This is a genomic window from Sphingomonas sp. SORGH_AS_0789 (assembly GCF_031453055.1).
Lineage (GTDB): Bacteria > Pseudomonadota > Alphaproteobacteria > Sphingomonadales > Sphingomonadaceae > Sphingomonas.
Genome location: NZ_JAVIYV010000001.1, coordinates 1,683,130 through 1,709,693 on the forward strand (window position 1 = coordinate 1,683,130; position 26,564 = coordinate 1,709,693).

At 67.9% G+C, this 26,564-nt stretch carries 25 protein-coding genes; 10 read left to right on the forward strand and 15 right to left on the reverse strand.

Annotation, left to right across the window (positions count from 1 at the left end; translation table 11 throughout):
* The first annotated feature begins 182 nt into the window (after nucleotides 1-182).
* Nucleotides 183-2,012 carry an ABC transporter ATP-binding protein/permease gene (locus QE360_RS07830; RefSeq protein ID WP_309700579.1) on the forward strand — a complete coding sequence of 610 codons (1,830 nt, stop codon included), beginning with the start codon at nucleotides 183-185 and terminating at the stop codon, nucleotides 2,010-2,012.
* A gap of 28 nt (nucleotides 2,013-2,040) precedes the next feature.
* Here QE360_RS07830 and QE360_RS07835 read toward each other — a convergent pair whose 3' ends face one another.
* The 4 genes from QE360_RS07835 to QE360_RS07850 all read right to left on the reverse strand — a co-directional run bounded on the left by QE360_RS07835 (nucleotide 2,041) and on the right by QE360_RS07850 (nucleotide 6,835).
* A complete protein-coding gene (locus QE360_RS07835) occupies nucleotides 2,041-2,940 on the reverse strand; it encodes a hypothetical protein (RefSeq protein ID WP_309700581.1) in 900 nt (299 codons plus the stop codon).
* Between the two features lie 164 nt (nucleotides 2,941-3,104).
* Entirely contained in the window at nucleotides 3,105-4,580 is a 1,476-nt protein-coding gene (locus tag QE360_RS07840; RefSeq protein WP_307101167.1) for a phytoene desaturase, read from the reverse strand.
* On the reverse strand, nucleotides 4,577-5,749 hold the full coding sequence (gene crtY, locus QE360_RS07845; protein ID WP_309700584.1) for a lycopene beta-cyclase CrtY: 1,173 nt from the start codon (nucleotides 5,747-5,749) through the stop codon (nucleotides 4,577-4,579). The genes QE360_RS07840 and crtY overlap by 4 nt, the downstream gene beginning before the upstream one ends.
* Nucleotides 5,750-5,809: 60 nt before the next feature.
* On the reverse strand, nucleotides 5,810-6,835 hold the full coding sequence (locus tag QE360_RS07850; protein ID WP_309700586.1) for a YncE family protein: 1,026 nt from the start codon (nucleotides 6,833-6,835) through the stop codon (nucleotides 5,810-5,812).
* A gap of 157 nt (nucleotides 6,836-6,992) precedes the next feature.
* Here QE360_RS07850 and QE360_RS07855 point away from each other — a divergent pair, with 157 nt between their 5' ends.
* Nucleotides 6,993-7,424 carry a TIGR01244 family sulfur transferase gene (locus QE360_RS07855; protein ID WP_307101161.1) on the forward strand — a complete coding sequence of 144 codons (432 nt, stop codon included), beginning with the start codon at nucleotides 6,993-6,995 and terminating at the stop codon, nucleotides 7,422-7,424.
* Entirely contained in the window at nucleotides 7,421-7,825 is a 405-nt protein-coding gene (locus QE360_RS07860; protein ID WP_309700588.1) for a hypothetical protein, read from the forward strand. The genes QE360_RS07855 and QE360_RS07860 overlap by 4 nt, the downstream gene beginning before the upstream one ends.
* Before the next feature lie 238 nt (nucleotides 7,826-8,063).
* On the opposite strand, the gene QE360_RS07865 is transcribed toward QE360_RS07860, so the two are convergent.
* Genes QE360_RS07865 through QE360_RS07875 form a run of 3 tightly spaced genes read right to left on the reverse strand, consistent with a single transcriptional unit; the run spans nucleotide 8,064 to nucleotide 10,792 of the window.
* Nucleotides 8,064-9,290, reverse strand: coding sequence for a cyclopropane-fatty-acyl-phospholipid synthase family protein (locus QE360_RS07865; RefSeq protein ID WP_309697818.1), 1,227 nt, complete (start codon nucleotides 9,288-9,290; stop codon nucleotides 8,064-8,066).
* An 18-nt stretch (nucleotides 9,291-9,308) separates the two neighbouring features.
* On the reverse strand, nucleotides 9,309-10,061 hold the full coding sequence (locus QE360_RS07870; protein WP_309700590.1) for a molybdopterin-dependent oxidoreductase: 753 nt from the start codon (nucleotides 10,059-10,061) through the stop codon (nucleotides 9,309-9,311).
* Nucleotides 10,058-10,792, reverse strand: coding sequence for a cytochrome b/b6 domain-containing protein (locus tag QE360_RS07875; protein WP_309700591.1), 735 nt, complete (start codon nucleotides 10,790-10,792; stop codon nucleotides 10,058-10,060). Before QE360_RS07875 ends, QE360_RS07870 begins: the two co-directional genes overlap by 4 nt.
* Before the next feature lie 25 nt (nucleotides 10,793-10,817).
* Here QE360_RS07875 and QE360_RS07880 point away from each other — a divergent pair, with 25 nt between their 5' ends.
* Nucleotides 10,818-11,438, forward strand: a complete 621-nt coding sequence (locus QE360_RS07880) for a flavin reductase family protein (RefSeq protein ID WP_307101151.1) — start codon at nucleotides 10,818-10,820, stop codon at nucleotides 11,436-11,438.
* A gap of 555 nt (nucleotides 11,439-11,993) precedes the next feature.
* Entirely contained in the window at nucleotides 11,994-12,392 is a 399-nt protein-coding gene (locus tag QE360_RS07885; protein WP_309700593.1) for a hypothetical protein, read from the forward strand.
* On the opposite strand, the gene QE360_RS07890 is transcribed toward QE360_RS07885, so the two are convergent.
* From QE360_RS07890 to QE360_RS07905, 4 genes are all read right to left on the reverse strand, one after another.
* Nucleotides 12,383-13,141, reverse strand: coding sequence for a sulfite exporter TauE/SafE family protein (locus QE360_RS07890; RefSeq protein ID WP_309700595.1), 759 nt, complete (start codon nucleotides 13,139-13,141; stop codon nucleotides 12,383-12,385). The two genes, QE360_RS07885 and QE360_RS07890, sit on opposite strands and share 10 nt — an antisense overlap.
* A 247-nt stretch (nucleotides 13,142-13,388) precedes the next feature.
* Nucleotides 13,389-14,573, reverse strand: coding sequence for a 23S rRNA (adenine(2503)-C(2))-methyltransferase RlmN (rlmN, locus tag QE360_RS07895; RefSeq protein ID WP_309700597.1), 1,185 nt, complete (start codon nucleotides 14,571-14,573; stop codon nucleotides 13,389-13,391).
* Nucleotides 14,574-14,660: 87 nt separating this feature from the next.
* Complete coding sequence (locus QE360_RS07900) at nucleotides 14,661-15,131, reverse strand: hypothetical protein (protein WP_309700599.1); 471 nt, start codon at nucleotides 15,129-15,131, stop codon at nucleotides 14,661-14,663.
* A complete protein-coding gene (locus QE360_RS07905) occupies nucleotides 15,128-15,772 on the reverse strand; it encodes a histidine phosphatase family protein (RefSeq protein WP_309700601.1) in 645 nt (214 codons plus the stop codon). The genes QE360_RS07900 and QE360_RS07905 overlap by 4 nt, the downstream gene beginning before the upstream one ends.
* A 141-nt stretch (nucleotides 15,773-15,913) precedes the next feature.
* Here QE360_RS07905 and QE360_RS07910 point away from each other — a divergent pair, with 141 nt between their 5' ends.
* The 3 genes from QE360_RS07910 to recF all read left to right on the forward strand — a co-directional run bounded on the left by QE360_RS07910 (nucleotide 15,914) and on the right by recF (nucleotide 18,992).
* On the forward strand, nucleotides 15,914-16,528 hold the full coding sequence (locus QE360_RS07910) for an outer membrane beta-barrel protein (protein ID WP_309697803.1): 615 nt from the start codon (nucleotides 15,914-15,916) through the stop codon (nucleotides 16,526-16,528).
* Between the two features lie 151 nt (nucleotides 16,529-16,679).
* Nucleotides 16,680-17,795, forward strand: a complete 1,116-nt coding sequence (dnaN, locus tag QE360_RS07915; protein ID WP_307101139.1) for a DNA polymerase III subunit beta — start codon at nucleotides 16,680-16,682, stop codon at nucleotides 17,793-17,795.
* Nucleotides 17,796-17,948: 153 nt separating this feature from the next.
* Nucleotides 17,949-18,992 carry a DNA replication/repair protein RecF gene (gene recF / locus QE360_RS07920; protein WP_309700605.1) on the forward strand — a complete coding sequence of 348 codons (1,044 nt, stop codon included), beginning with the start codon at nucleotides 17,949-17,951 and terminating at the stop codon, nucleotides 18,990-18,992.
* A 425-nt stretch (nucleotides 18,993-19,417) separates the two neighbouring features.
* Here the strand turns inward: recF and QE360_RS07925 are convergent, their stop codons facing one another.
* Nucleotides 19,418-19,792, reverse strand: a complete 375-nt coding sequence (locus QE360_RS07925; protein WP_309700607.1) for a hypothetical protein — start codon at nucleotides 19,790-19,792, stop codon at nucleotides 19,418-19,420.
* Between the two features lie 189 nt (nucleotides 19,793-19,981).
* Here QE360_RS07925 and gyrB point away from each other — a divergent pair, with 189 nt between their 5' ends.
* Nucleotides 19,982-22,474 carry a DNA topoisomerase (ATP-hydrolyzing) subunit B gene (gene gyrB, locus QE360_RS07930; protein WP_309700609.1) on the forward strand — a complete coding sequence of 831 codons (2,493 nt, stop codon included), beginning with the start codon at nucleotides 19,982-19,984 and terminating at the stop codon, nucleotides 22,472-22,474.
* Between the two features lie 133 nt (nucleotides 22,475-22,607).
* Nucleotides 22,608-23,369, forward strand: a complete 762-nt coding sequence (locus QE360_RS07935; RefSeq protein ID WP_309700611.1) for a methyltransferase — start codon at nucleotides 22,608-22,610, stop codon at nucleotides 23,367-23,369.
* A 151-nt stretch (nucleotides 23,370-23,520) separates the two neighbouring features.
* Here QE360_RS07935 and QE360_RS07940 read toward each other — a convergent pair whose 3' ends face one another.
* From QE360_RS07940 to QE360_RS07950, 3 genes are read right to left on the reverse strand one after another with little or no spacing between them, the layout of a single operon-like run.
* Nucleotides 23,521-24,555 carry a histidine kinase dimerization/phosphoacceptor domain -containing protein gene (locus QE360_RS07940; RefSeq protein WP_309700613.1) on the reverse strand — a complete coding sequence of 345 codons (1,035 nt, stop codon included), beginning with the start codon at nucleotides 24,553-24,555 and terminating at the stop codon, nucleotides 23,521-23,523.
* 13 nt (nucleotides 24,556-24,568) lie between these two features.
* The gene (locus QE360_RS07945; protein WP_309700615.1) at nucleotides 24,569-25,012 is read right to left on the reverse strand and encodes a response regulator; all 444 of its coding nucleotides are present in this window, start codon (nucleotides 25,010-25,012) and stop codon (nucleotides 24,569-24,571) included.
* Complete coding sequence (locus QE360_RS07950) at nucleotides 25,013-26,512, reverse strand: ATP-binding protein (RefSeq protein WP_309700617.1); 1,500 nt, start codon at nucleotides 26,510-26,512, stop codon at nucleotides 25,013-25,015.
* Between the last annotated feature and the right edge of the window lie 52 nt (nucleotides 26,513-26,564).

Below are 26,564 nucleotides of genomic sequence, written 5' to 3' on the forward strand. Positions count from 1 at the left end.
ACAGGACAGGCCGTTACTCGCAGACCTTGCTTCTCGGTAAAGTAGTGAACGGGCGCCCCTGGCCGCCCCCCTCCCGCAGGCGGGAGGGGATGGGGGAGGGAGCGCCGCTGGCTACACGTCCGCGATCTCCCAGCGACAGCCCCCATTGAACTTCGCCCTCGTTCCGCCGACATGGGGTCGACATGCCGCCACTCGACCTTACCGCCGGTGCGCCTGACCGGCCGCTGATCCCGACGCTTCGCCGTTTCCTCCCCTATCTCTGGCCTGCCGGAGCGCCCGCCCTGCGTGCGCGGATCGTCGGGGCGATGGCGCTGGTCGTGGTGTCCAAGCTGATCCAGGTGCTGGGTGCGGCCTATACGCTGAAATATGCGATCGACCGGATGGCGGGTGGGGACCGGAGCGCGACGATGCTCGTCGTCCTCCTCGTCGTCGGCTATGCGGCGGCGCGGTTCGGCACGACGCTGTTCGACAATCTGCGCAACGCGGTGTTCGAGACGGTGGGGCAGGACGCGACCCGGCGGCTGTCCGCCGACGTCTTCCGCCACCTCCACCGGCTGTCGCTGCGCTTCCATCTGGAGCGGCGGACGGGCGCGGTGACCAAGGTGGTCGAGCGCGGGACCAAGAGCATCGACACGATGCTCTATTTCCTGCTGTTCAACATCGCCCCGACGGTGCTGGAACTGGGGCTGGTGCTGACGATCTTCGGGCGCAGCTTCGGGCCGGTGCTGGTCGTCACCACGCTGGTGATGGTGGTCGGCTATATCGTCTTCACCCGCAAGGTGACCGACTGGCGCAATGCGCTGCGCACACGGATGAACGACCTCGACACCGGCGCGGTCGCGCATGCGGTCGACTCGCTGCTGAACTTCGAGACGGTCAAATATTTCAACGCCGAGGAGCGCGAGGCGCAGCGGTACGAGAATGGCGTCGCGGCCTATGCGCGCGCCGCGACCAAGTCGGAGAACTCGCTGGCCTGGCTGAACGTCGGGCAGGCCGCGATCACCAGCCTGATGCTGGGCTTCGCCATGGCCTGGGTCGTGCGCGAATGGAGCCGGGGTGCGGCCTCGCCGGGCGACGTGGTGTTCGTCTCGACCCTGTTGTCGCAGCTTTTCCGCCCGCTCGACCTGCTCGGCATGGTCTATCGCACCATCCGCCAGGGGGTGATCGACATGGGCGCGATGTTCGACCTGATCGACACGCCCGCCGAGGTGGTCGACGCCCCCGGCGCGGCGCCGCTGGCCGTCACGGGCGGGCATGTCCGCTTCGACCGGGTGGTCTTCGGCTATGAACCCGACCGGCCCATCCTGAAGGGGCTGACACTGGACATTCCGGCGGGGACCACTTGCGCGGTGGTGGGGCCGTCGGGGGCGGGCAAGTCGACGCTCGCGCGGCTGCTCTATCGCTTCTACGATGTGAACCAGGGCGCGATCACCATCGACGGGCAGGCGGTCGGCGCCGTCACGCAGGATAGCTTGCGCGCCGCGATCGGGATCGTCCCGCAGGACACGGTGCTGTTCAACGACACGATCGGCTATAATATCGGCTATGGCCGCGAGGGCGCGGACCAGGCCGAGGTGGAGCGCGCGGCGAAGGGCGCCGCCATCGCCGACTTCATCGAGCGCCAGCCCCAGGGCTATGCGACGCGGGTCGGCGAGCGCGGGTTGAAGCTGTCGGGCGGCGAGAAGCAGCGGGTGGCGATCGCGCGCACGCTGCTGAAGGATCCGCCCATCCTGATCCTGGACGAAGCGACCAGCGCGCTCGACAGCCGGACCGAGGCGGATATCCTGGCGACGCTCCAGGCGATCGAGCGCGGGCGCACCACCCTGGTCATCGCGCACCGGCTGTCGACCATTGTCCATGCCGACCAGATCGTCGTCCTCGACGGCGGTCGCGTGGCGGAGCGGGGCACGCATGGCGAATTGCTGGCCTGGGGCGGCCTCTATGCCGAGATGTGGGCCCGCCAGGCCGCCGAGGTCGAGCAGGCCGAAGAAGCCGACGCGCTGCTGGCGTGAACCGCCTCCCCGGTGCGGGGAGGGGGGATCAGAGACAGCTCAGCCGGACCTGCCGCGCGGGCTTGTCGAATATGATCGCGGAGCAGCGGTTCAGCTGGTCCGCACCGATCGACAGCCAGTCCCTTTTGGGGTCGTGCTTGCCCTTGCCGGTCACGACGACCTCGTCCGGATCGCCCGGCGCGTCGGCATCGGCGATGGTGGCGGTGCTGCCGAAATCGACGGTCCGCACGCCCAGCTGCGCCATCGCGAACGGACCGACCTGCACCGGCGTCCGCAACGTCATCGTCCGGATCGGGCGCGTCACGCCGAAGACGATCTCCTGCTCCGTCGGGGTGCCCGACAATTGCCCGCCATAGGCGCGGGCCAGCCGCACCGCACCGCCCGCATTGGTCGTGCTGCGCGGATTGCGCGGGTTGAGGATGACCCGCATCGGCTCGCCCTCGATCGTGATGACCACATAGCGCGACCCCCAGTTGCCGAACATGCCGCCGCCCCCGACCATCGGCAGGCTGACGACGCGCTCGCCCGGTTGCGGATCGCGCAGGCGGAAGCGGATGACCGGATCGGCCAGGCTGGCGGGGCCGAACACCCCGTCAAAGCCCTTGGCATAGGCCGGCTCGGCAAAGGCGATCCGCCGCTTGAAGGGCTCGCCGGAGCCCGACCGGATGCTGGCGACGGCGGAATGGCCATCGATCCTCACAGGCCCGACGCGAAAGCCGATCTCGATCATGCCGGGCTTCATCCCCGCCGCCTGGGCATAGCTTTGGGTGATGATCGGAATGCCGAGTGCGGCCGGATCGACCAGCACGGTGCGCGATATGCCGTTGACCGACAGCGTCTCGCGACCATCGGGGGCGATCACCCGTTCCGATGGCGACGGCGCGGCCGCCGTCAGGGTGGCCGATAGCAGGCAGGCAAGACGGCGCATCGTGATCTTTCCCGGTGTCGTTACTACATCGGTTCGATCCCGTGCAATCATGGCGGCCTTGTGACCGGATCGGCCTTTTTGGGTGTGCGTGGGTGTGCCGCTATGAGATGCGGCCGCCGGTCCCTCTCCCTCCGTCCGGGCGGAACGGAGGGGGAGGGGAGCCTTTACTTGCGCTCCAGCATCAGCGCCGCCGTCGCCTTGGCGCTTCCGACCACGCCGGGAATCCCCGCGCCCGGATGGGTGCCCGCACCGACGAAATACAGGTTCGGGATCGAATCGTCGCGATTATGGACCCGGAAATAGGCGCTCTGGGTCAGGATCGGCTCGAGCGAGAAGGCCGAGCCCATATGCGCGTTCAGGTCGGTGGCGAAGTCCGACGGCGCATAATGGAATTTGGTCACGATCCGTTCGTGGATGTCGGGGATCAGGCGGCGGCCCACCTCGTCCAGGATGCGCTTCTCCAGGATCGGCCCGACCTCGTCCCAGTTCATCGGGAACTTGCCCATGTGCGGCACCGGGGCCAGCGCATAGAAGGTCGAATGGCCCTCCGGCGCCAGGCTGGGATCGGTGACGGTCGGGTGGTGGAGATAGAGCGAAAAATCCTCCGACAGCACGCCGGTATCATAGATGTCGGTCAGCAGGCCCTTATAGCGCGGGCCGAACAGGATCATGTGGTGCGGAATGCCCGGCCATGCGCCCTTGATCCCGAAATGGACGACGAACAGCGACGGCGAGTAGCGCTTGCGCTCCAGCGCATTGACCGTCCGCCGCGCCGAGCGATTGTCGGACAGCAGGTCGCGATAGCTGTGCATGATGTCGGCATTGGTCGCGACCGCATCCGCCTGGATGGTCAGGCCGCTCTTCGTCACCACGCCGGTCGCGCGGTCGCCCAGCGTCTCGATCCGCGTGACCGGATCGCCGAGGCGGAGGACGCCGCCGATCCGCTCGAACTGCGCAACCATGCCCGCCACCAGCCGGTTGGTGCCGCCACGCGCGAACCAGACGCCGCCGTCGCGCTCCAGCTTGTGGATCAGCGCATAGATGGCGCTGGTCGTCATCGGATTGCCGCCGACCAGCAACGTGTGGAAGGACAGCGCCTGGCGCAGCTTTTCCGACTGCACGAACTTCGACACCATCGTGTAGACCGAATTCCACGCCTGATATTTCATCAGCGAGGGCGCGGCCTTGATCATCGATGCGAAGTCGAGGAACGCGACATGGCCGAGCTTCTCATAGCCTTCGCGATAGACGCCCGCCGCATAGTCGAGGAACCGGCCATAGCCCGCGATATCGTCGGGGTTCAGCTTGGCGATCTCGGAACGCAGCTGGGTGTCGTCGTTGCTATAGTCGAAATTGGTGCCGTCGACCCAGTTCAGCCGGTAGAAGGGGCTGACGGGATCGAGCTGCACGTCCTCGGACATGGTGCGCCCGGTCAGCGCCCATAATTCCTCCAGGCACGCCGGATCGGTGATGACCGTCGGCCCCGCGTCGAAGGTGAAGCCGTCGCGCTCCCAATAATAGGCGCGCCCGCCGGGCTTGTCCCGCGCCTCGACGATGGTGGTCTGCACGCCCGCCGATTGCAGGCGGATGGCCAGCGCCAGGCCGCCAAAGCCCGATCCGATGACGACCGCGGTCTTCATGCGCGGCCCCCCGAATGGCCGCGCAGCGCGGCGATGGCGCGCAGGATCGGCACCGGCGGCCGTCCGGTCAGAATTCGTGCCTTGTCGGCCATGGTCGATTGCCCCGCATAGAAGCGCCCGATCAGGTCGGGCGGGAGTCGATAGAAACGTTCGAGGACACGGTATCGCTCATCGGGCTCGGCGGCCTTGAACAACATCGTGTCGAGCATCCGGTAGAAGCCGCGCGCATCCCAGGCGGCGCGCGCCATGCGATAGGTCGCGTCGTGCAGATCGGCCCCGGCAAAATCGCGGCGTTCGGCCAGCATCGCGGCCATGCGGATCGCATCGGGCAGCGAATAGCCGGTGGTCGGGTGGAACAGCCCGGCGCGCATCCCGGCCTTGGGCGTCCGGGCCCCGCCGCTGCGCCAGTACCCGTCGAAATCGCCGCACATCGCGACCGGCAGCACCCCCGCCTCCTCGCGCACGACGGCCTGCGTGATCCAGCCGCGGCTGTCGGCATAACGCTCGATCCGCTGGACGATCGCGCGGCGGTTCAGCTCGGAGGAGGTGGAGTAATAGGTGTCCTCGACGAAGATCCGGTCCTCGGCGAAGGGCAGCGCATAGACGAAGCGATAGCCGTCGACCTGCTTGACGGTGGCGTCCATCACCACCGGCCGTTCGCAGCCATGCGGGCGCGCCAGTTGCAGTTCCTGCCCGACGAATTTCTGCCATCCGCACGACAGCGCCGACAGGTCGCCCGCGCCGCGCGCGTCGATGACGCCGGTCGCCTCCACCCGGTCGCCATCGGCGAAGACCGCCGCGGTGGCCGACACCGCCAGCACCTTGCGCCCCAGGATCAGCGCTTCCGGGGGGAGGACGCGGCGCACCTCGGCGTCGAGCCGGTGGCTCTCGATCGAATAATAGGTCTGGTCGAGGGTGCGGGCATGGGCCGGGAAGGCCACGTCATAGCTACGCCAGCCATGCGCCACGACCCGCTCGACGATCCAGCGGTCGCGCTTGGCGACGTCGCTGCCGAAGAAGGACCAGAGATGGTTGCCGCCGATCGTCTCGCCCGCATCGACCAGGCGCACGTCCATCGACGGGTGGCGCGCCTTCAGCGCCAGCGCGATCAGGCCGCCCGCCAGCCCCGCGCCAATGATCGCAACATCGCAGGAGATTTTGGCCGCCATCCCCGCACCGCTACCGCAAAGCGGCGGTCAGGCAAAGAGCCGGTGACGGGATCGCGCACGTCACAGCAGAACCGCCGTGTCGGGCGCATCGCCGGTCGCGAAGGTGCCGATGACCTGCCAGCGCGCCAGATCGATCATCGCGATCCGGTCGTCGTCCAGCGCGGCATAGAGGATCGACCCGCCATCGGGCAGGTTCAGCCCTGGCACGGCGGCGGGCAGGGGCAGGCGGGCTTCCTCGGCCAGGGTGGCGGGGTTGTGGCGGGTCAGGCTCTTGTCGGCCTGGTTCGAAACGATCAGGCGGCCGTCGCCCTGCACGATCACCCGCACCGCCTCGCCGCGCAGGGTCGTGCGGGCGCGGGGCTGGAGCGTGACCGCGTCGAGCGCATGGAGGATGCCCGCCGGGCGGTCGACGACATAGAGGGTGCGCGCGTCGGGGCTGAGCGCCAGTCCCTCGGGGGCGGCGCCGATATGCTGCTTGACCGGCGCGAAGCTGGCATCGTCGGGGTTCACCATGATGACCATGCCGCTCATCGTATCGGCGATATAGGCGCGGCTGCCATCGGGCTTCACCACGAAATAATGGCTGCGCGCGCCGCCGACCGGGATGATCCGGTCGGGCGTCTCGGCGGTGGCGGGGCGGTCGAACCGGGCCAGCATGCTGTCGGTTTCGGACAGCGCATAGAGCCTTCCGCTCGCATCCGTCCGCATGCCGTGCCAGCGGCGATAGGGTGCCATGTCGATCGTCCGCGCCAGTCGCCGCTGCTGGAGGTCGATCACCCAGAGCTGATGCCCGCCTTCGCCCGCCGCCTGCCAGCCCTTGACCCCGTAGCCGCCGACATAGGCGAAGCGGCCGGCGGGGTCGGCGACCATCTCGTGCGGCTGTACGCCCAGCGCGACGCTGCCCAGCAGGCGCCCGTCGGGCACGCCGTAGAAGGCGACGCGGCCTGCGCCCTTCTCGACCACCGCCAGCGTGCCCGGCCGGATGGGGGCGGCGGCCTGGGCGCGGCGCCAGGCCAGCGGCAAGGTGGTGGCGATGCCCAGCGCGGCCAGACCCCATAGCCCCTGGCGACGATCGATCAGCGACATGGACGGGCCTCCTGCAAACGATACATCATGGCCAGACGTGGCGCGGGCGCGGATGTTCCCCCCGCGACGGAGCCATGCGCACGGTGATGCGTCTTTTCGACAGGAATGGGGCGTGTCGCATGTTGCGGTGAAACGGCCCATTGAATAGGTGAGCCGCATGATCCGTCCTCTGAACGAAAGCGTCGCCGTCGCCCCCCAGATCCTTCCCGAGGATGTCGCGGCGATCAAGGCGGCAGGCTATACCGCCATCGTCAACAACCGTCCCGATGGCGAGGAGCCCGGCCAGCCGACCGGCGATGCGATCCGGGCCGCGGCGGAGGATCAGGGGCTGGCCTATACCGCCATCCCGGTGACGCCGGGCGGATTCAGCCACGAGATGGTCGACCAGATGACCCAGGCGCTAGTCGAGGCCAAGGGGCCGGTGCTGGCGTTTTGCCGCTCGGGCACGCGCAGCTGCAATCTGTGGGCGCTGGCGGCGGCCAAGGCGGGGCGCAATCCCACGCTGATCGTCATGCAGGCCGAGGGCGCGGGCTATGACCTGTCCGGCCTTCGCCCGACGCTGGAAGCCTTGTCGGGCGCGGCGGGATGATCCTGCCCGTCACCGGCACGCTGGCGGGCTGGGCGCTCGCCGGGGTGGGCGTGGGCATGGCCCTGGGCGGCGTCGGGATCGGCTGGCTGGTCCGCCGCCGCCGCGACCGGCGCGTCGGCTCGCCCGAAGAGGTCGCCGCGGCGGCCGAGGCGGCGCTGGCGGGCTTTGCGGTGTCGGGCGCGGTGGTCGGCGCCGACGGGCAGGGCGCGCTGGCGGTGGCGACCGACGGCCGGGTCGCGGCGATCAAGCTGCGCGGCCGTCGGCTGGTGGTGCAGGAAATCCCGTGGACGCGGGTCCGCTCCACCACACAGGGGATCATCGCCGAAGCGGGCGGCCGGTTCGGGCCGGTCACGCTGGCCGGGGTCGATGTGCTGGACATCCGGCGGCTGGCCCCGCGCTAGGGAAGATCGACGTTCAGCGATGCCTTTCCTTCCCTCGCCCCTCGCAGAGGGGAGAGGGTTGCGCAGACTTGGTCTTTGCGAAAGCAAAGGCTTAGTCGGAGCTGGGTGAGGGGTGGATGCGCGCAGCGCGCGAGCCCTTGGGCTCGCTCAACCCCTCACCCAAGCTGCGCTAGCCAGCAAGCTGGCAAGCTTCGCTAACCCTCTCCCCTGTCCAGGGGAGAGGGGAAGATGGGGGACTTCAGTCCCGCAGCGCGCGTTCGCCCTCGAACATGTAATCGCGCGTGACCGGCACCGACAGGCGGCCGCGCGTCAGCTGGACCTGATAGTTGCACAGGCCCCCATTGCGGAACGCCGCGCCCGCGCCCGCCAGGTAGAAGAGCCACATGCGGTAGAAACGCTCGTCATAGAGTTCGACGATCCGGTCCTTCGCCGCCACCGTCCGCTCGTACCAGATGTCGAGCGTCCAGCCATAATGACAGCGCAGCACCTCCACATCGGTCAGGAACATGCGCATCCCCTCCTGCGCGCGCACGATCTCGGACAGGGCCGGGTTATAGCCGCCGGGGAAGATATATTTGGTCGTCCAGTCGTCAGTGACGCCCGGTCCGCTCAAGCGCCCGATGGTGTGGAGCAGCATCACCCCATCCTCGGTCAGCAGGTCGCGGCACTTGCGGAAGAAGGTCCGGTATTGCGGCGGGCCGACATGCTCGAACATGCCGACCGAGACGATGCGGTCGAACCGCCCCTCCACCCGGCGATAGTCGATCAGCTCGAACTTCACCTTGTCCGACACGCCCAGCGCCTCGGCCCGCGCGCGCGCGACCTTCAGCTGTTCCTCGGACAAGGTGACGCCCAGCACCTCGGCGCCGCATTTCTGGTGCAGGTACAGCGCCATGCCGCCCCAGCCGCAGCCGATATCGAGGACCTTCATCCCCGGCTCGATCGCCAGCTTGGCGGCGATATGCGCCTTCTTGTCGCGCTGGGCCCGCTCCAGGTCGTTCTGCGGGTCGGTGAAATAGGCGCAGCTATATTGCTTGTCGGTGTCGAGGAAGAGCTCGTACAGCGTGCCCGACAGGTCGTAATGATGCGCGACGTTCTTCTTCGACCGCCGCTCCATATTGATCCGGTCGACCCGGTGCTTGACCGCGCCCGCCGCCCGCACCAGCCAGGACGGGTTGAGATTGGCCCGGCCCGCTTCCCATTTGTCGTTGGCGGTCAGCAGTTCGACTAGGTCGCGGACATCGCCCTTCTCGACCAGCAGGCGACCGTCCATGAAACATTCGCCCGCCGCCAGCGCGGGGTTGCGCACGATCTGCCCCGCCACCCGCGAGTCCGTGAAGCGGATCGCGACGTCGGGATAACCGGGATCGGGCGTACCGAATTCACGGACGGTGCCGTCATGATGGGTGAGGGACAGGCGGCCCTTGCGGACCGCGCGCGACAGAAAGAGATCGATCAGCGCCATATGGCACCGACTAGTGCCTTAAATTCCGGCGTACCAGTCATAATCGACATGGTCTTCCCAATAGCCGCCCTTGCCCAAACCTATGTTGGACAGGTTTTCGACCGCATCGATCGCCATGAGATATTTGGCGTGCTTGTAGCCCAGCTGCCGCTCGACCCGCAGGCGCAAGGGCGCGCCGTGGCCGACGTCCAGCATCCGCCCGTTCATGCCCCAGGCCAAAATGGTCTGCGGGTGGAAGGCGTCGATCAGGTCGAGCGATTCGTAATAGGGCTGGCCGCCATAGAGATCGGCGCAGGTGAAGACGACATAGCGCGCCCGGCTGCTGATATTCGCCGCCTTCAGCACATTGCCCAGCATCGGCCCCATCCACTCGCCGATCGCGCTCCAGCCCTCGACGCAATCGTGGCGGGTGATCTGGCGGCGGGCCGGAAACTCGCCGATCTGGCGCAGCGAGAGCGAGAGGGGGGTGCCGACCAGTCCGCCGACCTTCAGCCGCCAGTCCTGAAAGCGATTCGCCACCAGCGCGGCATATTCGGGCGTCCCCGGATCGCACGTGCCGTTGGTGCGGAAATAGGGCGACATCTGGTCGCGGCGATATTCCGGCGCCAGCGCGCCCCGGTCCATCAGCGCCCGCTGCAACCCCTTTTGCATATCCTCGCCCGCGAACAGGATCTTGCGCGCGGTGGGCTGCTCGATGATCCGGTCGCACCCGGCCAGCAACAGCCCGGCCCCGCCGGTCAGGATCGTGCGGCGACGAATCAGCGCGCTCATTCGGGGACCCTCCAGCGGCCGGTAATCATCGAACGCATCTCGTTGCCCGCACCCGCCAGGATGACCAGCACGAGATGGACGATGGTGAACAGCGTCAGCACGCTGGCGGTGATGAAATGGATCGAGCGCGCCGATTGCCGCCCGCCCAATATCTCCAGCACCCAGGGCCAGGCGGCGTTCATGCCCGGCGACAACGCGATCCCGGTCAGGATGGCGAGCGGCAATGCGACGAACAGGACCAGCACATAGCTGAGCTTCTGGAACAGGTTATAGGCACGGGGGTCCTTTTCGTCATGAAAGCGGAAGGCCAGATGCCGCCCCAGGTCCGCCCGGATCGCGGCGGCGCGCAGCTCGCGTGACCGGATGCGCAGGTCGCGCTGGAAATGCCGGGTCGCCAGCCCCCCGATCATATAGGCGAGCAGCCCGAACCCCAGCACCAGCGCGAAGAACAGGTGCCAGCGGCGCGAGATGGCCAGGTTGTAGCGCGCGGGAATCGTGATCCAGCCGGGGAAATGCGGCAGGCTGGCCCAGGCGTGATCGAAATTCGCGCCATAGCGTCCCCAATAGAGCCGGGGATGCGCGTTGGAGATGCCCAGCCCCGATCCCAGCAGGATCAGCACCGCGACCGCATTGACCCAGTGCCAGACCCGCGTCACCCATCCATGACGACGGATGACGGTTCCGGGCCCCTCCCGGGGTCTTTCCGGCTCGGTCGGCGTTCCGGCTTCCATTCGCACTCCCTTTCGGTGACCATCCATGATCGACAACTGGCATTTCTACGAACCCGTCAACGGCCATGGGCTGGCCCATGATCCCCTGAACGCGATCGTCGCCCCCCGGCCCATCGGCTGGATCGGCAGCCGGTCGTCGGCGGGGGTCAACAATCTGGCACCCTACAGCTTTTTCAACGTCTTCAACTACCGTCCGCCGCTGATCGGCTTTTCGTCGCAGGGGTGGAAGGATTCGGTCGCCAATATCGCGGAGACCAAGGTCTTCACCTGGAACCTGGCCACCATGACGCTGGCCGATGCGATGAATGCCAGTGCGTCGCATGTCCCGGCGGAGGTGGACGAATTCGCGCTGGCGGGCGTGGCGGCGGAGGACGGGCGGCTGGTCGCCGCACCGCGCGTCGCCCAGAGCCCGGTGTCGTTCGAATGCCGCCTGACCCAGCTCGTCCGGCTGGAGACCAAGGAGGGGCGCGCGCTCGACCAGTGGCTGGTCATCGGCGAGGCGGTGGGCATCCATATCGCCGCCGATCTGATCGAGAACGGAATCTACCAGACCGCCCGCGCCCGCCCGATCCTGCGCGGCGGCGGCCCGGTCGATTATTTCGAGGTGACCGAGGCGGCCCGATTCGAGATGCGGCGGCCCGATTAAGGCGGATCGATATTCGGCGATGCCAGTCCGTCCCTCTCCCCTCGCAGAGGGGAGAGGGTTGCGCAGACTTGGCCTTTGCAAAAGCAAAGGCTTAGTCGGAGCTGGGTGAGGGGTGGATGCGCGCAGCGCGCGAGCCTTTGGGCTCGCTCAACCCCTCACCCAAGCTGCGCTAGCCAGCAGGCTGGCAAGCTTCGCTAACCCTCTCCCCTGTCCAGGGGAGAGGGAAGAAGGCTGCTGCACCGCGACTGGCTTCACCATCGACCCGCGGGGGAGGCGGCCAGCGCGGCCATTAAACGTTGATTTAGATTATATAGCCAAAAATGCCTGCCCAATGGGAGGCATGTGATGATTCGATAATATGCTGGTGCGATGGCGCGGGATGGCCGGGGGTGGGTCGATCCTGGCGCAAACTCTATTTCTCACCGCATGTTCCTTGCGGCGGTCCGGGCCGGGGTGGGGCTCGACCAGGGCAGGGCGCCATGCGGTCCCGATTGTGTCGAGGCACCCCTTATGCTGTCCGAATGGCTGCACATGCGCGAAGAGTTGACGCGCGTCATGACCCAACATCGCGCCCTGTGCGGCGCGTCCGCGCCCGATCCCGTTGCGCTGAGTCGCAACCGCTGGTTGATCTCCAATGTCAGTCGCCAGCGCGCGACCTGGCTGACCGGTACGGCGCTGCCCGCCGCCGAGCGGCTGGCCCATACGCCCGGCGGCGCTGGCTGGCTGGCCTTGCAGGCGCATGTCCCCGCCTATCGCCAGCGTATCTCGGGCTTCGTATCGCGCTGGCCGATCGAGGCGATCGTCAAGGACTGGGTCGGCTATCGCCACGCCACCGCCGAGCTGCGCTTCGAGATCGCGCAGTGGCTCCGCAAGGAAGAGGTCGCGATGCGGGCGCTGGTGGCGGAGATCGAGTCGATGCCCGCCATGCCGCTGCTCAAAGCCAGTCAGGCATAGCCGCGCCAGAAGAACACCGCCGTCGTCACCGTCGTCAGGAGCAGCGTCCAGCCACGGATCAGGCCGGGGGGCAGCTTGCGCCCGATCAGCGCACCGCTCCACCCGCCCGCTATCCCGCCCGCCAGCATCGGCAGGCACTGGGCCCAGGCGACCATGCCGGTGACGACGAACACCAGCGTGGCGGCCGCGTTGGCGGTCGCCAGCATCAGCGTGCGCGGCGCGGCCAGCTGCGCCGGGTTGCGGCCCGACAGCAAGCCCCAGGCGGCGGTCAGCATCATGCCGATGCCGCCGCCGAAATAGCCGCCGTAAATGCCCAGCACCGCCTGGGCGCCGATCAGCGCGCGGGGGCCGGGCCGGGCGATCCGCGCCAGCCAGTCCGAGGCATGGCGCCCGGCGGCAATGGCGATCGTCGCGGTCAGCAACAGCCAGGGCACGATCAGGTCGAAGGCACGCGGCGGCGTCAGGAACAGCAGCACGCTGCCCAGCAGCGCGAAGCAGAAGGTGATCGCCGCCATCCGGCGCATCGACACGCCCATCACCGGCTCCAGCCCATGGCGATAGGCCCAGACGCTGGCCATCGCGGCGGGTTGCAGCGCGACGTTCGAGGTGGCGTTGGCGATGGTGGAGGGCAGGCCGAGTGCGATCAGCGTCGGCATGGTCGAGAAACTCCCCCCGCCCGCCAGCGCGTTCATCGCACCCCCGACAAAGCCCCCGGCGGCGGCAAGCGCGAGAAAGGTCCAGTCGATCATCGGGGCGGGTAACGCATGGTGCGGAGCTTCCGTGCCTCAACCGAGGGCGGGCGGCAAGCACTTGGGCATTCCTCCCCTGCAAGGGGAGGTGGCGCGCGAAGCGCGTCGGAGGGGAGTGGCAGGTCGAACCTACCCCGCAGGTTCGAGGATTGCCGGGGGCAATCCGACCTGCCGCTCCCTCTCGATAGCGCGACACCCCTCCGTCAGGCCTTCGGCCTGCCACCTCCCCTTGCAGGGGAGGAAAAGATCAGCCCAGCGCCGCGAACTTCTCTTCCGCCTCGCGGTCGAGCTGCGCGCGGCTCTTCTTCTCGGCGGCGGTCTTCAGCTGGCCGCAGGCCGCGTCGATGTCGCGCCCACGCGGGGTGCGCACCGGCGCCGAGATGCCGCCCTCGAACACGATGTCGGAGAAGCGGCGGATCCGCTCCGGGGTCGAGCATTCGTAATCGGCGCCCGGCCAGGGGTTGAACGGGATCAGGTTCACCTTGGCGGGCAAGTCGTAATGGCGCAGCAGCCGGACCAGCTCGTGCGCATCGGCGTCCGAGTCGTTCTTGTCCTTCAGCATCACATATTCGAAGGTGATGCGCCGGGCATTGTTGGCGCCGGGATAGTCGGCACAGGCCTGAAGCAGTTCCTCGATGCCGTATTTCTTGTTGAGCGGGACCAGCTCGTCGCGCACGTCCTTGGTCACCGCGTGGAGCGACACGGCCAGGTTGACGCCGATCTCCGCCCCCGCGCGCGCCATCATCGGGACGACGCCGCTGGTCGACAGGGTGATGCGACGCTTGGACAGCGCCAGGCCGTCGCCGTCCATCACCAGCTTCAGCGCGTCACGCACCGCGTCGAAATTATAGAGCGGCTCGCCCATGCCCATCATGACGATGTTGGTCAGCATCCGCCCCTCGGGCTGGCTGGGCCATTCGCCCAGCGAGTCGCGCGCCAGCATCACCTGCCCGACGATCTCGCCGGCGGTCAGGTTGCGCACCAGGCGCATCGTGCCGGTGTGGCAGAAACGGCAGTTGAGCGTGCAGCCGACCTGGCTCGACACGCACAGAGTGCCCCGATCCGCGTCGGGGATGAACACCATCTCGTAATCCTGCCCGTCGGGCGAGCGGAGCAGCCATTTGCGCGTGCCGTCGCTCGACACCTGCGCCTCGACCACGTCGGGGCGGCCGATGACGAAGCGTTCCTCCAGCCAGGGATGCTGTGCCTTGGCGATGTCGGTCATGTCGGTGAAACGCGTCGCGCCGCGATTGTAGAGCCAGTGCCAGATCTGCTTGGAGCGCAGCTTGGCCTGTTTCAGCTCCATGCCGCCGGACAGCAGCGCCTCGCGCAACTGGTCCTTGGTCAGCCCGATCAGGTCGACTCGGCCATCGGGGCGCGGTTGCACGCCGCGCGGCACGGGCACGGGATCGATGTGCCCGGGGATGGGCATGGGGGCGGCCGAAACTGTCTGCATCGCGTGGCCATAGCGCAAAATCGCATCCATTTCCACTGGTACGAGGAGGCACCCGATGGATGGCTAAGGACGCGTCACGCAGGACAGAGTCGCGGCATCGATCGCCGCCGCCGCGCCCGCCAGCGCATAGGTGTCGGCGAAGGGGCGGCGGCCGGGATCGACCGCCGAGACGCTCATGCTGCGCCCCGACCGCATCGCCATGACCAGCGCATGGTCGGTCGCGGCATCGGGCGCCCAGAGCAGTCGGTCGGTGCCGACCAGCGGAAAGCGCCGCTCGCCGATCGACAGCGTCACCGGCGTCTCGCGGTCGCGCGGCAGGCTGAGCCGTAGCGCGAAGGAGGCGCGGAGTCGCTTGGCGGGCCAGGTGCCGACGCTGGCGAAACCGCCGGTCCGCCCATTGGCCAGCACCGGTCGGGCGATGGCATAGCAGCGGCCCGGATCGCGAAACGCGCCCCAGCCCTTGTAGATGCCGATCGTCTCGCGCGCGGAGGCGGGCGCGGCGGCGAACAGCAGGATCAGCGCCAGCCGTCTCATGCCGAAGGCCGGTGGACCAGCGTCTCGTGCCCCCGCTCGATCATCACGATCGACCCCTGCGGCAGGCGCTCGGCGACCGGCACGCCGCAATGCACGTCGTCGGCCAGGCCCAGCAGCAGCCCGCGCAGCACCCGGCTGGACAGGCCGTGCATCAGGATCAGGCGATCGCCGTCATGGTCGTGCGTATCGGCCATCCATCGCCCCAGCCGTTGGGCCATCGCCACATAGGTCTCGCCATCGGGGGCGGCCACCGCCATGCCATGCGGATGGACGACGGAGCCATGGGTCGCGGTCAGCTCGGCCAGGGTGCGGCCGCCCCAGCTGCCGAACCCCAGTTCGATCAGCCGGACGTCCTGATGCGTCCGGTGCCAGTCCAGCTCCAGATGCTCGGCGATGACCGCCAGCGTCTGCAACGCGCGGCCGGCGGGCGAGGACCAGAGGGTCAGCGCGGGACCTTCACCCAGCCGTTCGCGCAGCATCGTGCCGATCGCATCGGCCTGGGCAAAGCCCTTGCGGGTCAGCGGGGTGTGCAGGTCGACCCGGTCGCCCTGGATGCGTCCGATCCGGTTGAAGACGGTTTCGCCATGCCGGGCGATATAGTCGCGGCCGCGTCGGGCAGGCTGGGCATCGGGGGTCGCCATGGCCGCATCCCTGTCGCGGCTGTTGCGCGTATGCAACGCTTTTTCCTGTTTAGCTGAGGTTCATGCAACGCAGGCGCTTTCCCGTCATTGAGCGTGCGACCGCCACCTGTAACGGCGGCCTGTACAGTAACGGAGTAAGTTATGCGTAAGCTCATGCTCGCCGCCCTGGCGACCTCGGCCGCCATCGCCGCTGCGGCCCCCGCCGCCGCCCAGACGACCACGGGCCAGCCCTTCACGGGTTTCCGCGTCGAAGGGCTGATCGGCTATGACAGCCTGAACGACCGCCAGGGACAGGACAAGAGTTCGAGCGACGGCGTGCTCTACGGCGCCGGCATCGGCTATGACATCCCGGCAGGCCCGGTGATCCTGGGCGCCGAGGGCGAGATTTCGGGCAGCAGCTCGGACACGCGCAGCAACGGCATCCGCGTCGCGGGCGACGAATTCCGCCTGGGCGCGGGACGCGATCTCTATGCCGGTGCGCGCGTCGGCTATGTGATCTCGCCGGTCGCGCTGGGCTATCTGAAGGCCGGTTACACCAACGCCAAGTTCGATGCGCGCTACACCACGGCGGGCGTCACCACCGTCAATTCGCAGGAAGTCGGCGGCTATCGCCTGGGCGCGGGCCTGGAATATGCGATCAGCCCGAACACCTTCGTGAAGGGCGAATATCGCTACTCGCATTATGACGAACTGGACGGCGTCGGCATCAACCCGAACCGCCACCAGTTGATGGCCGGCCTGGGCCTGCGTTTCTAAAGGATCGCGGGTTTTCCACATTAACGGTGGTTTTACCCCAATGTTGGAGGGGTCGGAGCCTTGCTCCGGCCCCTTCTTCGCGGGTAGGAACCAAGGCCATTTATCACTATCGGAATCGGACCATGCGGTCGTTCCGGCGGGGGATTTCGAGATGAAGGCGACGATCGAACGCGCAACGCTGCTCAAGGGATTGAGCCATGTCCAGTCGGTGGTGGAGCGGCGGAACACGATTCCGATCCTCTCCAACGTGCTGCTGGAGGCGACGGCCGAGGGTCAGTTGCGCATGATGGCGACCGACCTCGACCTCCAGATCAACGACAGCGTCGCCGCCGCCGTCGACCAGCCGGGTTCGACCACCGTGTCGGCGCACACGCTGTTCGACATCGCGCGCAAGCTGCCCGAGGGCGCGCAGGTCCAGCTGACCGCCGCCGAGGGGCGCATGACCATCGTCGCGGGCCGCGCGCGCTTCTCGCTGGGCACCCTGCCGCGCGACGACTTCCCGGTCATCGCGGAAGGGGAACTGCCCACCCAGTTCGAGCTGTCGGTCGAACTCCTCAAGCAGATCATCGACAAGACCCGCTTCGCCATCTCGACCGAAGAGACGCGCTATTATCTGAACGGCATCTTCCTGCACGTCGCCGAGGATAACGGCGCGCCCGTGCTGAAGGCCGCCGCCACCGACGGCCACCGCCTGGCGCGCGTCACCATCGAGCGTCCGCAGGGCGCCGAGGGGATGCCCGACGTGATCGTGCCCCGCAAATGCGTCGCCGAGCTGCGCAAGCTGCTCGATGAGGTGGACGGCTCGGTCGGCGTGTCGCTGTCGGGCACCAAGATCCGCTTCGACCTGGGCCAGGCGATCCTGACCTCCAAGCTGATCGACGGCACCTTCCCCGATTACAGCCGCGTCATCCCGACCGCCAACGACAAGATCCTGAAGCTGGACCCCAAGGCGTTCATGCAGGGCGTCGACCGCGTCTCGACCATCGCGACCGAAAAGACCCGCGCGGTGAAGATGGCGCTGGACCGCGACCGGATCACCCTGTCGGTGACCAGCCCCGAAAACGGCACCGCATCGGAAGAGGTGCCGGGCGAATATACCGCGCCGGGCTTCGAGATCGGCTTCAACAGCCGCTACCTCCTCGACATCCTGGCGCAGATCGACAGCGACCTGGTCGAAGTCCACCTGGCGGACGCCGCCGCGCCGACCCTGATCCGCGAGAATGACAAGGCGCCTGCGCTCTACGTGCTGATGCCGATGCGGGTGTAAGACCCAAATCCTCCCCGCTCGCGGGGAGGGGGACCACCCGCAGGGTGGTGGAGGGGGATCGCCGCGGGGGATGTCCCGTGTGGAAGCCCCCCTCCGTCAGGCCTTCGGCCTGCCACCTCCCCATGCTGGGGAGGATCGTTTAAGGCGGACCCGATGCTCACCCGCCTGATCCTCACCGATTTCCGCAATCATGCCGACCTCGCGCTGAACCCCAGTGCGGGGTTCGTCGTGCTGACCGGCGAGAATGGGGCGGGCAAGACCAATGTGCTGGAGGCGGTGTCGCTGCTCGCGCCGGGCCGTGGGCTGCGGCGCGCGGCGCTGTCGGCGATGGCGCGGCAGGGGGGCAAGGGCGGGTTCGGCGTCGCCGCGACCCTGAACGGCGATGTCGAGATCGCGACCGGCGCGCTCGCTTCCTCGCCCGAGCGGCGGGTGGTGCGGGTGCAGGGCGCGGGGACGAGCGCCAATGCGCTGGCCGACTGGCTGTCCGTCCTGTGGCTGACCCCGGCGATGGACCGGCTGTTCGTCGAGCCCGCGTCGGAGCGGCGGCGCTTCCTCGACCGGCTGGTGCTGGCGCTGGCCCCGGCGCATGGGATGCACGCGACCCGCTATGACGCGGCGATGCGCGAGCGCAACCGCTTGCTCGCCAGCGACGGCCCGGTCGATCCCGACTGGCTGAGCGCGCTGGAGGCGCGGATGGTCGAGCATGGCGCGGCGGTCGATGCCGCGCGCGTCGCGGCGGTCGCGGCGCTCGACCAGCGGCTGGAGGAGGTGCCCGACAGCGTGTTCGCGCGTGCCGCGCTGGCGTTGCAGGGGGAGGCGGTGGACCCGGCCGCCTTCGCCCATGCGCTGGCAATGGGGCGCAGGCGCGATGCGGCGGCGGGACGGACGCTGGTGGGACCCCACCGCGCCGACCTGGCGGTGACGCATGTGGCGAAGGGACAGGCGGCGGCGCTATGTTCGACCGGCGAGCAGAAGGCGCTGCTGCTGGGCATCGTGCTGGCGCATGCCGACCTCGTCACCGAGCGGCGCGGGGTGCCGCCGGTGCTGCTGCTCGACGAGGTGGCGGCGCATCTCGACCCGTCCCGCCGCGCCGCGTTGTTCGAGCGGTTGTCCGGGCGGGGGCAGGTGTGGATGACCGGGACCGAGCCTGCGCTGTTCGCCGATGTGCCGGGGGAGGCGACTCGGGTCGTTTTCTAGGGGGATCGGCATTCAGCAATGCCTTGCCTTCCCTCGCCCCTCGCAGAGGGGAGAGGGTTGCGCAGACTTGGTCTTTGCGAAAGCAAAGGCTTAGTCGGAGCTGGGTGAGGGGTGCATGCGCGCAGCGCGCGAGCCCTTGGGCTCGCTCAACCCCTCACCCAAGCTGCGCTAGCCAGCAGGCTGGCAAGCTTCGCTAACCCTCTCCCCTGTCCAGGGGAGAGGGGAAGAAGCAGACCTGAATGTCGATCCGCCCTAAATTTGCGGGAGGCTCGGTGAGACTCCCCTCCCGCTGGCGGGAGGGGCATGCTCCGGTTCAACGGCAGGGGCCGCTATCGGCGTGCACCGAACGTCGCCCCGCAACGCCCCCCCTCCCGCAAGCGGGAGGGGATGGGGGAGGGCAATGGTGCCTCGCAGAGCCCATCACCTCACCGGCACAGTCTCACCGCCACCCTGTCGAGCGCGCGGTCGTGACTCGCCGTCTCGCCTGCGCTCAGGAACCCCTGTCGGGCCACGAAGCGATCGGCGTCGCGGCGAACCTGCTCGACATCGTGCCACAGGGCCTGCGCCTCGGTCTGCGACAGACGGCGCGCCTTGCGGGCATTGCCGATGTCCGCCTCCAGGATATTGGCGCGCATCGCGACATGCGCCTGGCGCGGGTCGCGGACCTTGCCGCCGGTGGGCGCGCGCAGGCGGTGCTGCTGCGCCAGATCGCAGCCGGGATAGTCGCGGCCCATCGGTCGGGCCGAGACGGGCAGCGCGGCCATAACCGTCGCCAGGAGCAGGGTTCTGCCGGTCATCATATCTCTCCCATCGGATGATGCGGGGATTCTACGCGCGAGCGGCTTGCCCGCTCCCGACCGGGGCGTGACATTCCCGTCAGCCGGGCGGTTTCGACGCCCCCGGACCGGCGGCGTGCGGGGGTGCGCGAAAGGGTTCCGCCGCCTTCCATTTCGCTTCCCCTTGAGGGCCGGAATTCCTATATACTCGCTATGGCAGATACCCCCCAGACGAATGAGTACGGCGCCTCCTCGATCAAGGTGCTGAAGGGCCTCGACGCGGTGCGCAAGCGGCCGGGCATGTATATCGGCGACACCGACGACGGTTCGGGCCTGCACCATATGGTGTTCGAGGTCAGCGACAATGCGATCGACGAAGCGCTGGCGGGGCATTGCGACCGCATCGACATCCAGTTGAACGCCGACGGTTCGGTCAGCGTCACCGACAATGGCCGCGGCATCCCGACCGGCATCCACCCCGAAGAGGGCGTTTCGGCGGCCGAGGTCATCATGACCCAGCTCCATGCGGGCGGCAAGTTCGAGAACACGTCGGACGACAATGCCTATAAGGTGTCGGGCGGCCTGCACGGCGTCGGCGTGTCGGTGGTCAACGCGCTGTCCGAGTTCCTGGACCTGACCATCTGGCGCGACGGCGAAGAACATTACATGCGCTTCGCGCACGGCGATGCGGTCGCGCCGCTGAAGGTCGTCGGCAAGGCCGAGCCGGGGCAGAAGGGCACCCGCGTCACCTTCCTGCCTTCCCCTTCCACCTTCAAGATCACCGAGTTCGACTTCGACAAGCTGGAGCATCGCTATCGCGAGCTGGCGTTCCTGAACTCGGGCGTCCGCCTGTTCCTGACCGATGCGCGCCATGACGAGCCCAAGACCGTCGAGCTATACTATGAGGGTGGCATCGCCGCCTTCGTGAAGTGGCTGGACCGCTCCAAGTCGCCGCTCTTCCCCGAACCCATCGCCATCCATGGCCAGCGCGATGCGATCGGCATGGACGTCGCGCTGGAGTGGAATGACAGCTATTACGAGAACGTCCTGGCGTTCACCAACAACATCCCCCAGCGCGACGGCGGCACCCATATCGCGGCGTTCCGCGCGGCGCTGACCCGCACGCTCAACAATTATGCCGACAAGTCGGGCCTTCTGAAGAAGGAGAAGGTTACGCTGACCGGCGACGACATGCGCGAAGGCCTGACCGCGATCGTCTCGGTGAAGCTGCCCGATCCGAAGTTCAGCAGCCAGACCAAGGACAAGCTGGTCTCCTCCGAGGTGCGCCAGCCGCTGGAATCGCTGATCGCCGACAAGCTGGCCGACTGGCTGGAGGAAAATCCGCAGAACGCCCGCGCGATCGTCGCCAAGATCATCGACGCCGCCGCCGCGCGCGAGGCCGCCAAGCGCGCCCGCGAGCTGACCCGGCGCAAGGGCGTGATGGACATCGCCTCGCTGCCCGGCAAGCTGGCCGATTGCCAGGAGCGCGATCCCGCCAAGTCCGAACTCTTCCTGGTCGAGGGTGACTCGGCCGGTGGTTCGGCCAAGCAGGGGCGCAACCGCCATTTCCAGGCGATCCTCCCCTTGCGCGGCAAGATCCTGAACACCGAGCGCGCGCGGTTCGACCGCATGATCTCGTCCAAGGAAATCGGCACGCTCATTCAGGCGATGGGCACCGGCATCGGCCGCGACGATTTCAACGCGGACAAGCTGCGTTACCACAAGATCGTCATCATGACCGATGCAGACGTCGACGGCGCGCATATCCGTACGCTGCTGCTGACCTTCTTCTATCGCCAGATGCCCGAGCTGATCGAGCGCGGGCACCTCTATATCGCCCAGCCGCCGCTCTATAAGGCGACCAAGGGACGGTCGGAGGTGTACCTGAAGGACGACACCGCGCTCGACGAATATCTGGTCGAGGCGGGCGTCTCGACCATGGTGCTGGAGGGGCCGGGCGGCGCGCGGTCGGGCAACGACCTGAAGGCGCTGGTCGATCATGCGCGGCGGATGCGGACCCTGATGCGCTATGTGCCGCGCCGCTATGACGCGTCGATCATCGAGGTGCTGGCGCTGGCCGGTGCGCTCGACCCCGTGCTGACCCGCGAGCAGCGCATGGCGACCGTCACCGAGACGACGCGGCGGCTGGAATCGGGCGATCATGAGGCGCGCTGGTCGGCGCGGCTGACCGAGGATGGCGGCGTCCATTTCGAGCGGCTGTGGCGCGGCGTGACCGATCACCACATCGTCGAGGCCAGCTTCATCGCCTCGGCCGAGGCGCGCAAGCTGCACACGCTGGCCGCCGAACAGGCGGAGAGCTTCGCGCAGGCGGGCAAGCTGGTGCCGCTGCGCAGCGCCGCGACCGAGCCCTCGGCCGATGTCGTGCCGACCGACGAAGAGGGCCACAGCACCACGCTGGCGCGCGGCGAGACCCGCGTGGCGCGGCCCAGCCAGTTGCTCGACGCGATCCTGACCTCGGGCCGCAAGGGCCTGGCGATCCAGCGCTACAAGGGGTTGGGCGAGATGAATGCCGAGCAGCTGTGGGAAACCACGCTCGATCCCGCCGTCCGCTCGATGCTGCGCGTGACCTCGGACGATGTCGCGGCGGCGGACGAGGTGTTCAGCCGGTTGATGGGCGAAGTGGTCGAACCGCGCCGCGAGTTCATCCAGGACAACGCGCTGAACGTGGCGAATCTGGACGTGTAAGCGGGACTATCCATTCCCCCGCTCCGTTCAGTCTGAGCGAAGTCGAAGGCCACGCGTTTCCCTTGGGCTTCGACTACGCTCAGACTGAACGGCGGTGGGGGATGACGGCATCAGAACATAGGAGAGAGCAGGCATGAAGGCGATCGCACTGGGACTGATGCTGACGGCGGGAGCGACCGTCGCGGTCGCGCAGCAAAAGCCTGCCGCGTCCGCCAAGCCTGCCGCCGTCCCGGCCTACATCACCGCCGCGCTCGCCGATCCGGCGCGGGCCGAGCAGGCGGGCGACGACGCGCGGCGCCAGGCGGCCGCCGTCCTCGCTTTCTCGGGCGTGAAGCCGGGCGATACGGTGATCGATTACCTGCCGGGCAAGGGCTATTGGACCCGTATCCTGTCGGGCATCGTCGGGCCGAAGGGGCATGTCTATGCCTATTGGCCCGCCGCCGCGCAGCGTTATGCCGAAAAGTCGCTGGGCGCGATCCAGGCCCTGAACCTGCCCAACGCCACCGTGCAGGTGCAGGCGGTGAACATCCCCGCGGCGGACCAGCCGATCGACCTGTTCTGGACCGTCCAGAATTACCATGACGTCGCCAACAAGGATGCGGGCGAGCCCGCGCTGCGCGCCTTCGACCAGGCGGTGTTCAAGCTGCTCAAGTCGGGCGGGACCTATGTCATCATCGATCACGCCGATACGGTGGGCAAGGGGCTGGCCGACACCAATACGACGCACCGGATCGACCCCGACTATGTGAAGCGCCAAGTCCAGTCGGTCGGCTTCCGCTTCGTCGGCGAGAGCCGCGTCCTGCGCAACCCTGAGGACGACCACAGCAAGAACGTCTTCGACCCCGCCATTCGCGGGCGCACCGACCAGTTCGTCTACAAGTTCCGCAAGCCCTGAACCGGGCGGCGCGCCAGGGCTGGCGGCGGATTGGGGGAGGGGCGAGCGTGGCCTTCGACTTCGCTCAGGCTGAACGGGGCGAGGGAACAGGTGCGGTGAAATCCAACCTCCGTTCAGCCTGAGCGAAGTCGAAGGCCAAGGGCCGGACCCGCTAGACCGCCATCCGCAACACCGCCCGGACCCCGGCATGGTTCGGGTCGTAATCCAGCGTCGTCTGCAGGCTCTGCGCCATTGCGCGGATCAGCTTGGCGCCCAGCCCGGTGCCCTGCGGCTTCTGGTCCACCGCCATGCCGCAGCCGTCATCCTCGACCACCAGCTCGCAGCCCTGCTCGACGCGGCTCAGGAAGATGCGCACCTCGCCCGCGCGGTCGGGATAGGCATATTTGCAGGCATTGGTGACCAGCTCGGTCACGATCACCCCGATCGACACCGCGCGGTCGGTCTTCACCCGGATCGGCTCGGCGGACAGGGTCAAAGTGCGCGGACAGCTATGGTGCGACCAGCTCTCGCCCAGTTCCTCGACCAGCGCGCCCAGATAGTCGCGCAGGTCGACCTGATCGACATCGTTGGCGGTGTAGAGCCGACGATGCACCTGCGCGATCGCCCGGATGCGGCGCTGCGTATCCTCCAGCGCCTCGCGCGCCTGCGCATCCGTCAGGCTGCCCTTCTGCAACCCGATCATCGCGGACACCAGCTGCAACGAATTGGCGACGCGGTGATTGACCTCGCTCAGCATCGCCTCCAGCCGGGCATTGGAGGCGCGGAGTTCGGCCTCGGCCACGGCCTTGGCGCGTTCAAGCCGGGTGCGGTCGAGCACCTGCGCGAAGCTGGCGGCGAGCAGCGCGAAGAAATCCTCGCCGACCGACTTGACCACATAGTCCGCCGCCCCGGCCTTCAGCGCGGCGACCGCGATCCGCCCCTCGTCCGAGCCCGTCACATAGACGACCGGCGGCGGGTCGGGCAGCGCGGTGATCGCGGCCAGCGTTTCCAGCCCGTCCATGCCGGGCATATAATGGTCGACCGCGACCAGATCGAAATCGCCCGCCGCCGCCAGCGCGACGCCCTCGTCCCCCGATGCCGCGCACGACACCGCATAGCCGTGCCGCCCGAGCGCGCGCGACACCAGCCGACGCAGCGCATCGTCGTCGTCAATATAGAGGATGTGGGGCGCGACCGCGTCCGTCATCGGGGGGCGGGGCTCAGCCCTCGACCTCAGGCACCTGGATCACCGACAGGAACAGGCCCAGCTGGCGGATCGCCTGGGCGAAATTCTCGTAATTCACCGGCTTGGTGATATAGACGTTGCAGCCCAGGTCGTAGCAGCGCTGGATCTCGACCTTGTCGTCGGTCGTGGTCAGCACGACGACCGGGGTGCGCTTGAGCGGGCTGGCCTCCGCCTTGATCTTGGCCAGGATGTCGGTGCCGCTCATGTCGGGCAGGTTCAGGTCGAGCAGGACCAGCGCCGGGCCGTTCTTCGCCGGGCCGTCGGGCGCGTTGAACAGATAGTCGAGCGCGCTGGTGCCGTCGGTATAATGGCGGATGTCGTTCAGAATGCCCGCGCGGCGGATATTCTTCTCGATCAGGCGGGCATGGCCTTCGTCGTCCTCGATCATGACGATGCCGACAGAGCGATGGTCGTTCATTCAGGCGCTTTCGATGGAAAGGGTGGCTGGTAGCGACAGGAAGAAGGTCGCGCCTTCACCCAGTTGAGATTCGACGGAAATCGTACCGCCCAGGCGATAGGCGAGCGCGCGGACATGGGCCAGGCCTATGCCCTCGCCCGGCTGGTCCTGCTGGCCCGAGCGGCGGAACAGGTCGAAGATGCGCTGGTGATCGCGCGGGTCGATGCCGCGCCCATTGTCGCGCACCGCGACGATCACCCGGCCGCGCGTCTCCTCGGCGGAGACATGCACCTCGGCGGGGCGGGTCGGGTGGCGGTATTTGGTCGCATTCTCGATCAGGTTGGACAGGATCTGCTCCAGCGCGATCCGGTCGCTGACCACCACCGGCATCGGCCGCGCGATGGTGACGGTGACGCCGCGATCGTCGATCACATGGCGAATCGAGTCGGTGATCTGTTCGGCCAGCTGGTCGAGCGCGATCATCTCGGGCGCGAGCACCCGGCGTCCTTCGCGGCTGAGCTTCAGGATGGCGTTGATCAGCCGGTCCATCTTGGCGGTCGAGGTACGGATGAAGCCGATCGCCTCGGGCAGATCTTCGCGCGCGGCGAGGCGGGCTTCCTCGGTCACGATCTGCGGCGCCTCCGCCTCGGCGCGGTCGATCAGCGCGGCCAGCGGCTCGGTCGCGGCGGACAGCTCGGCGGTGAAGCCCATCACGTTGACCAGCGGCGAGCGCAGATCGTGGCTGACGATATAGGCGAAACGCTGGATCTCCTCGTTAGCCAGCGCCAGGTCGGCGGTGCGTTCCTTGACCTGTTCCTCCAGCGTGGCGTTGAGGTCGGCCAGCTCGGCGCGGGACCGGGTCAGGTCGCGGGTATAGCGGCGCACGGTCAGGAACGAGACGACCGCGACCAGCACCAGCAACAGCCCCGCGACACCGACCACCGCCGAGAACAGGCGGCGGCTGGCGGTCTGTTCGCCGTCGCGCAGGCGGAGCAGGCGCCGCTCCTCATGGCCCATCCGGTTGAACATCACGCGCAGCTTCTGCATCCGCTGCAACCCGCTGTCGGCGCGGAAATGGCGCAGCGCCTCGGCCCCCAGCCCGTCCTGGACCAGCGTGTTGGTCGCACGCTGGGCGGCGTCCAGCTCGGCCAGGCGGCGCTCGACCGCGCGCATCGGGATCGCCTGGGCGGGGTTGTCGGCGGTCAGGCGCTTGAGGTCGGCCAGGCGCGGAATCAGCTGGTCATGCGCCTGGTCGAAGCTGGCCAGAAAGGCGGGCGTTCCCGCCAGCATATAGCCGCGCCGCGCGGTTTCCTTCTGTTCGGCCAGGCGGCGCACTTCGGTGAGGACGCTTTCGACCTGATAGGTGTGGACCACCCAGTCGCCATGCCGATTGGTCTGGCGAATGGCATAGCCCGCCGCGATCGCGGCCATGATCAGCGCGATGAACCCCGTCACCATCGCGGCGATCAGGATGCGGCCGATCGGATTATCGGCGCTCGGCTTGGGAGATCCCTCCTGCATGACGCGACGCCTTATCGGAGGAATGTCGTGGATACCAGAGAAGTTGCGCTGC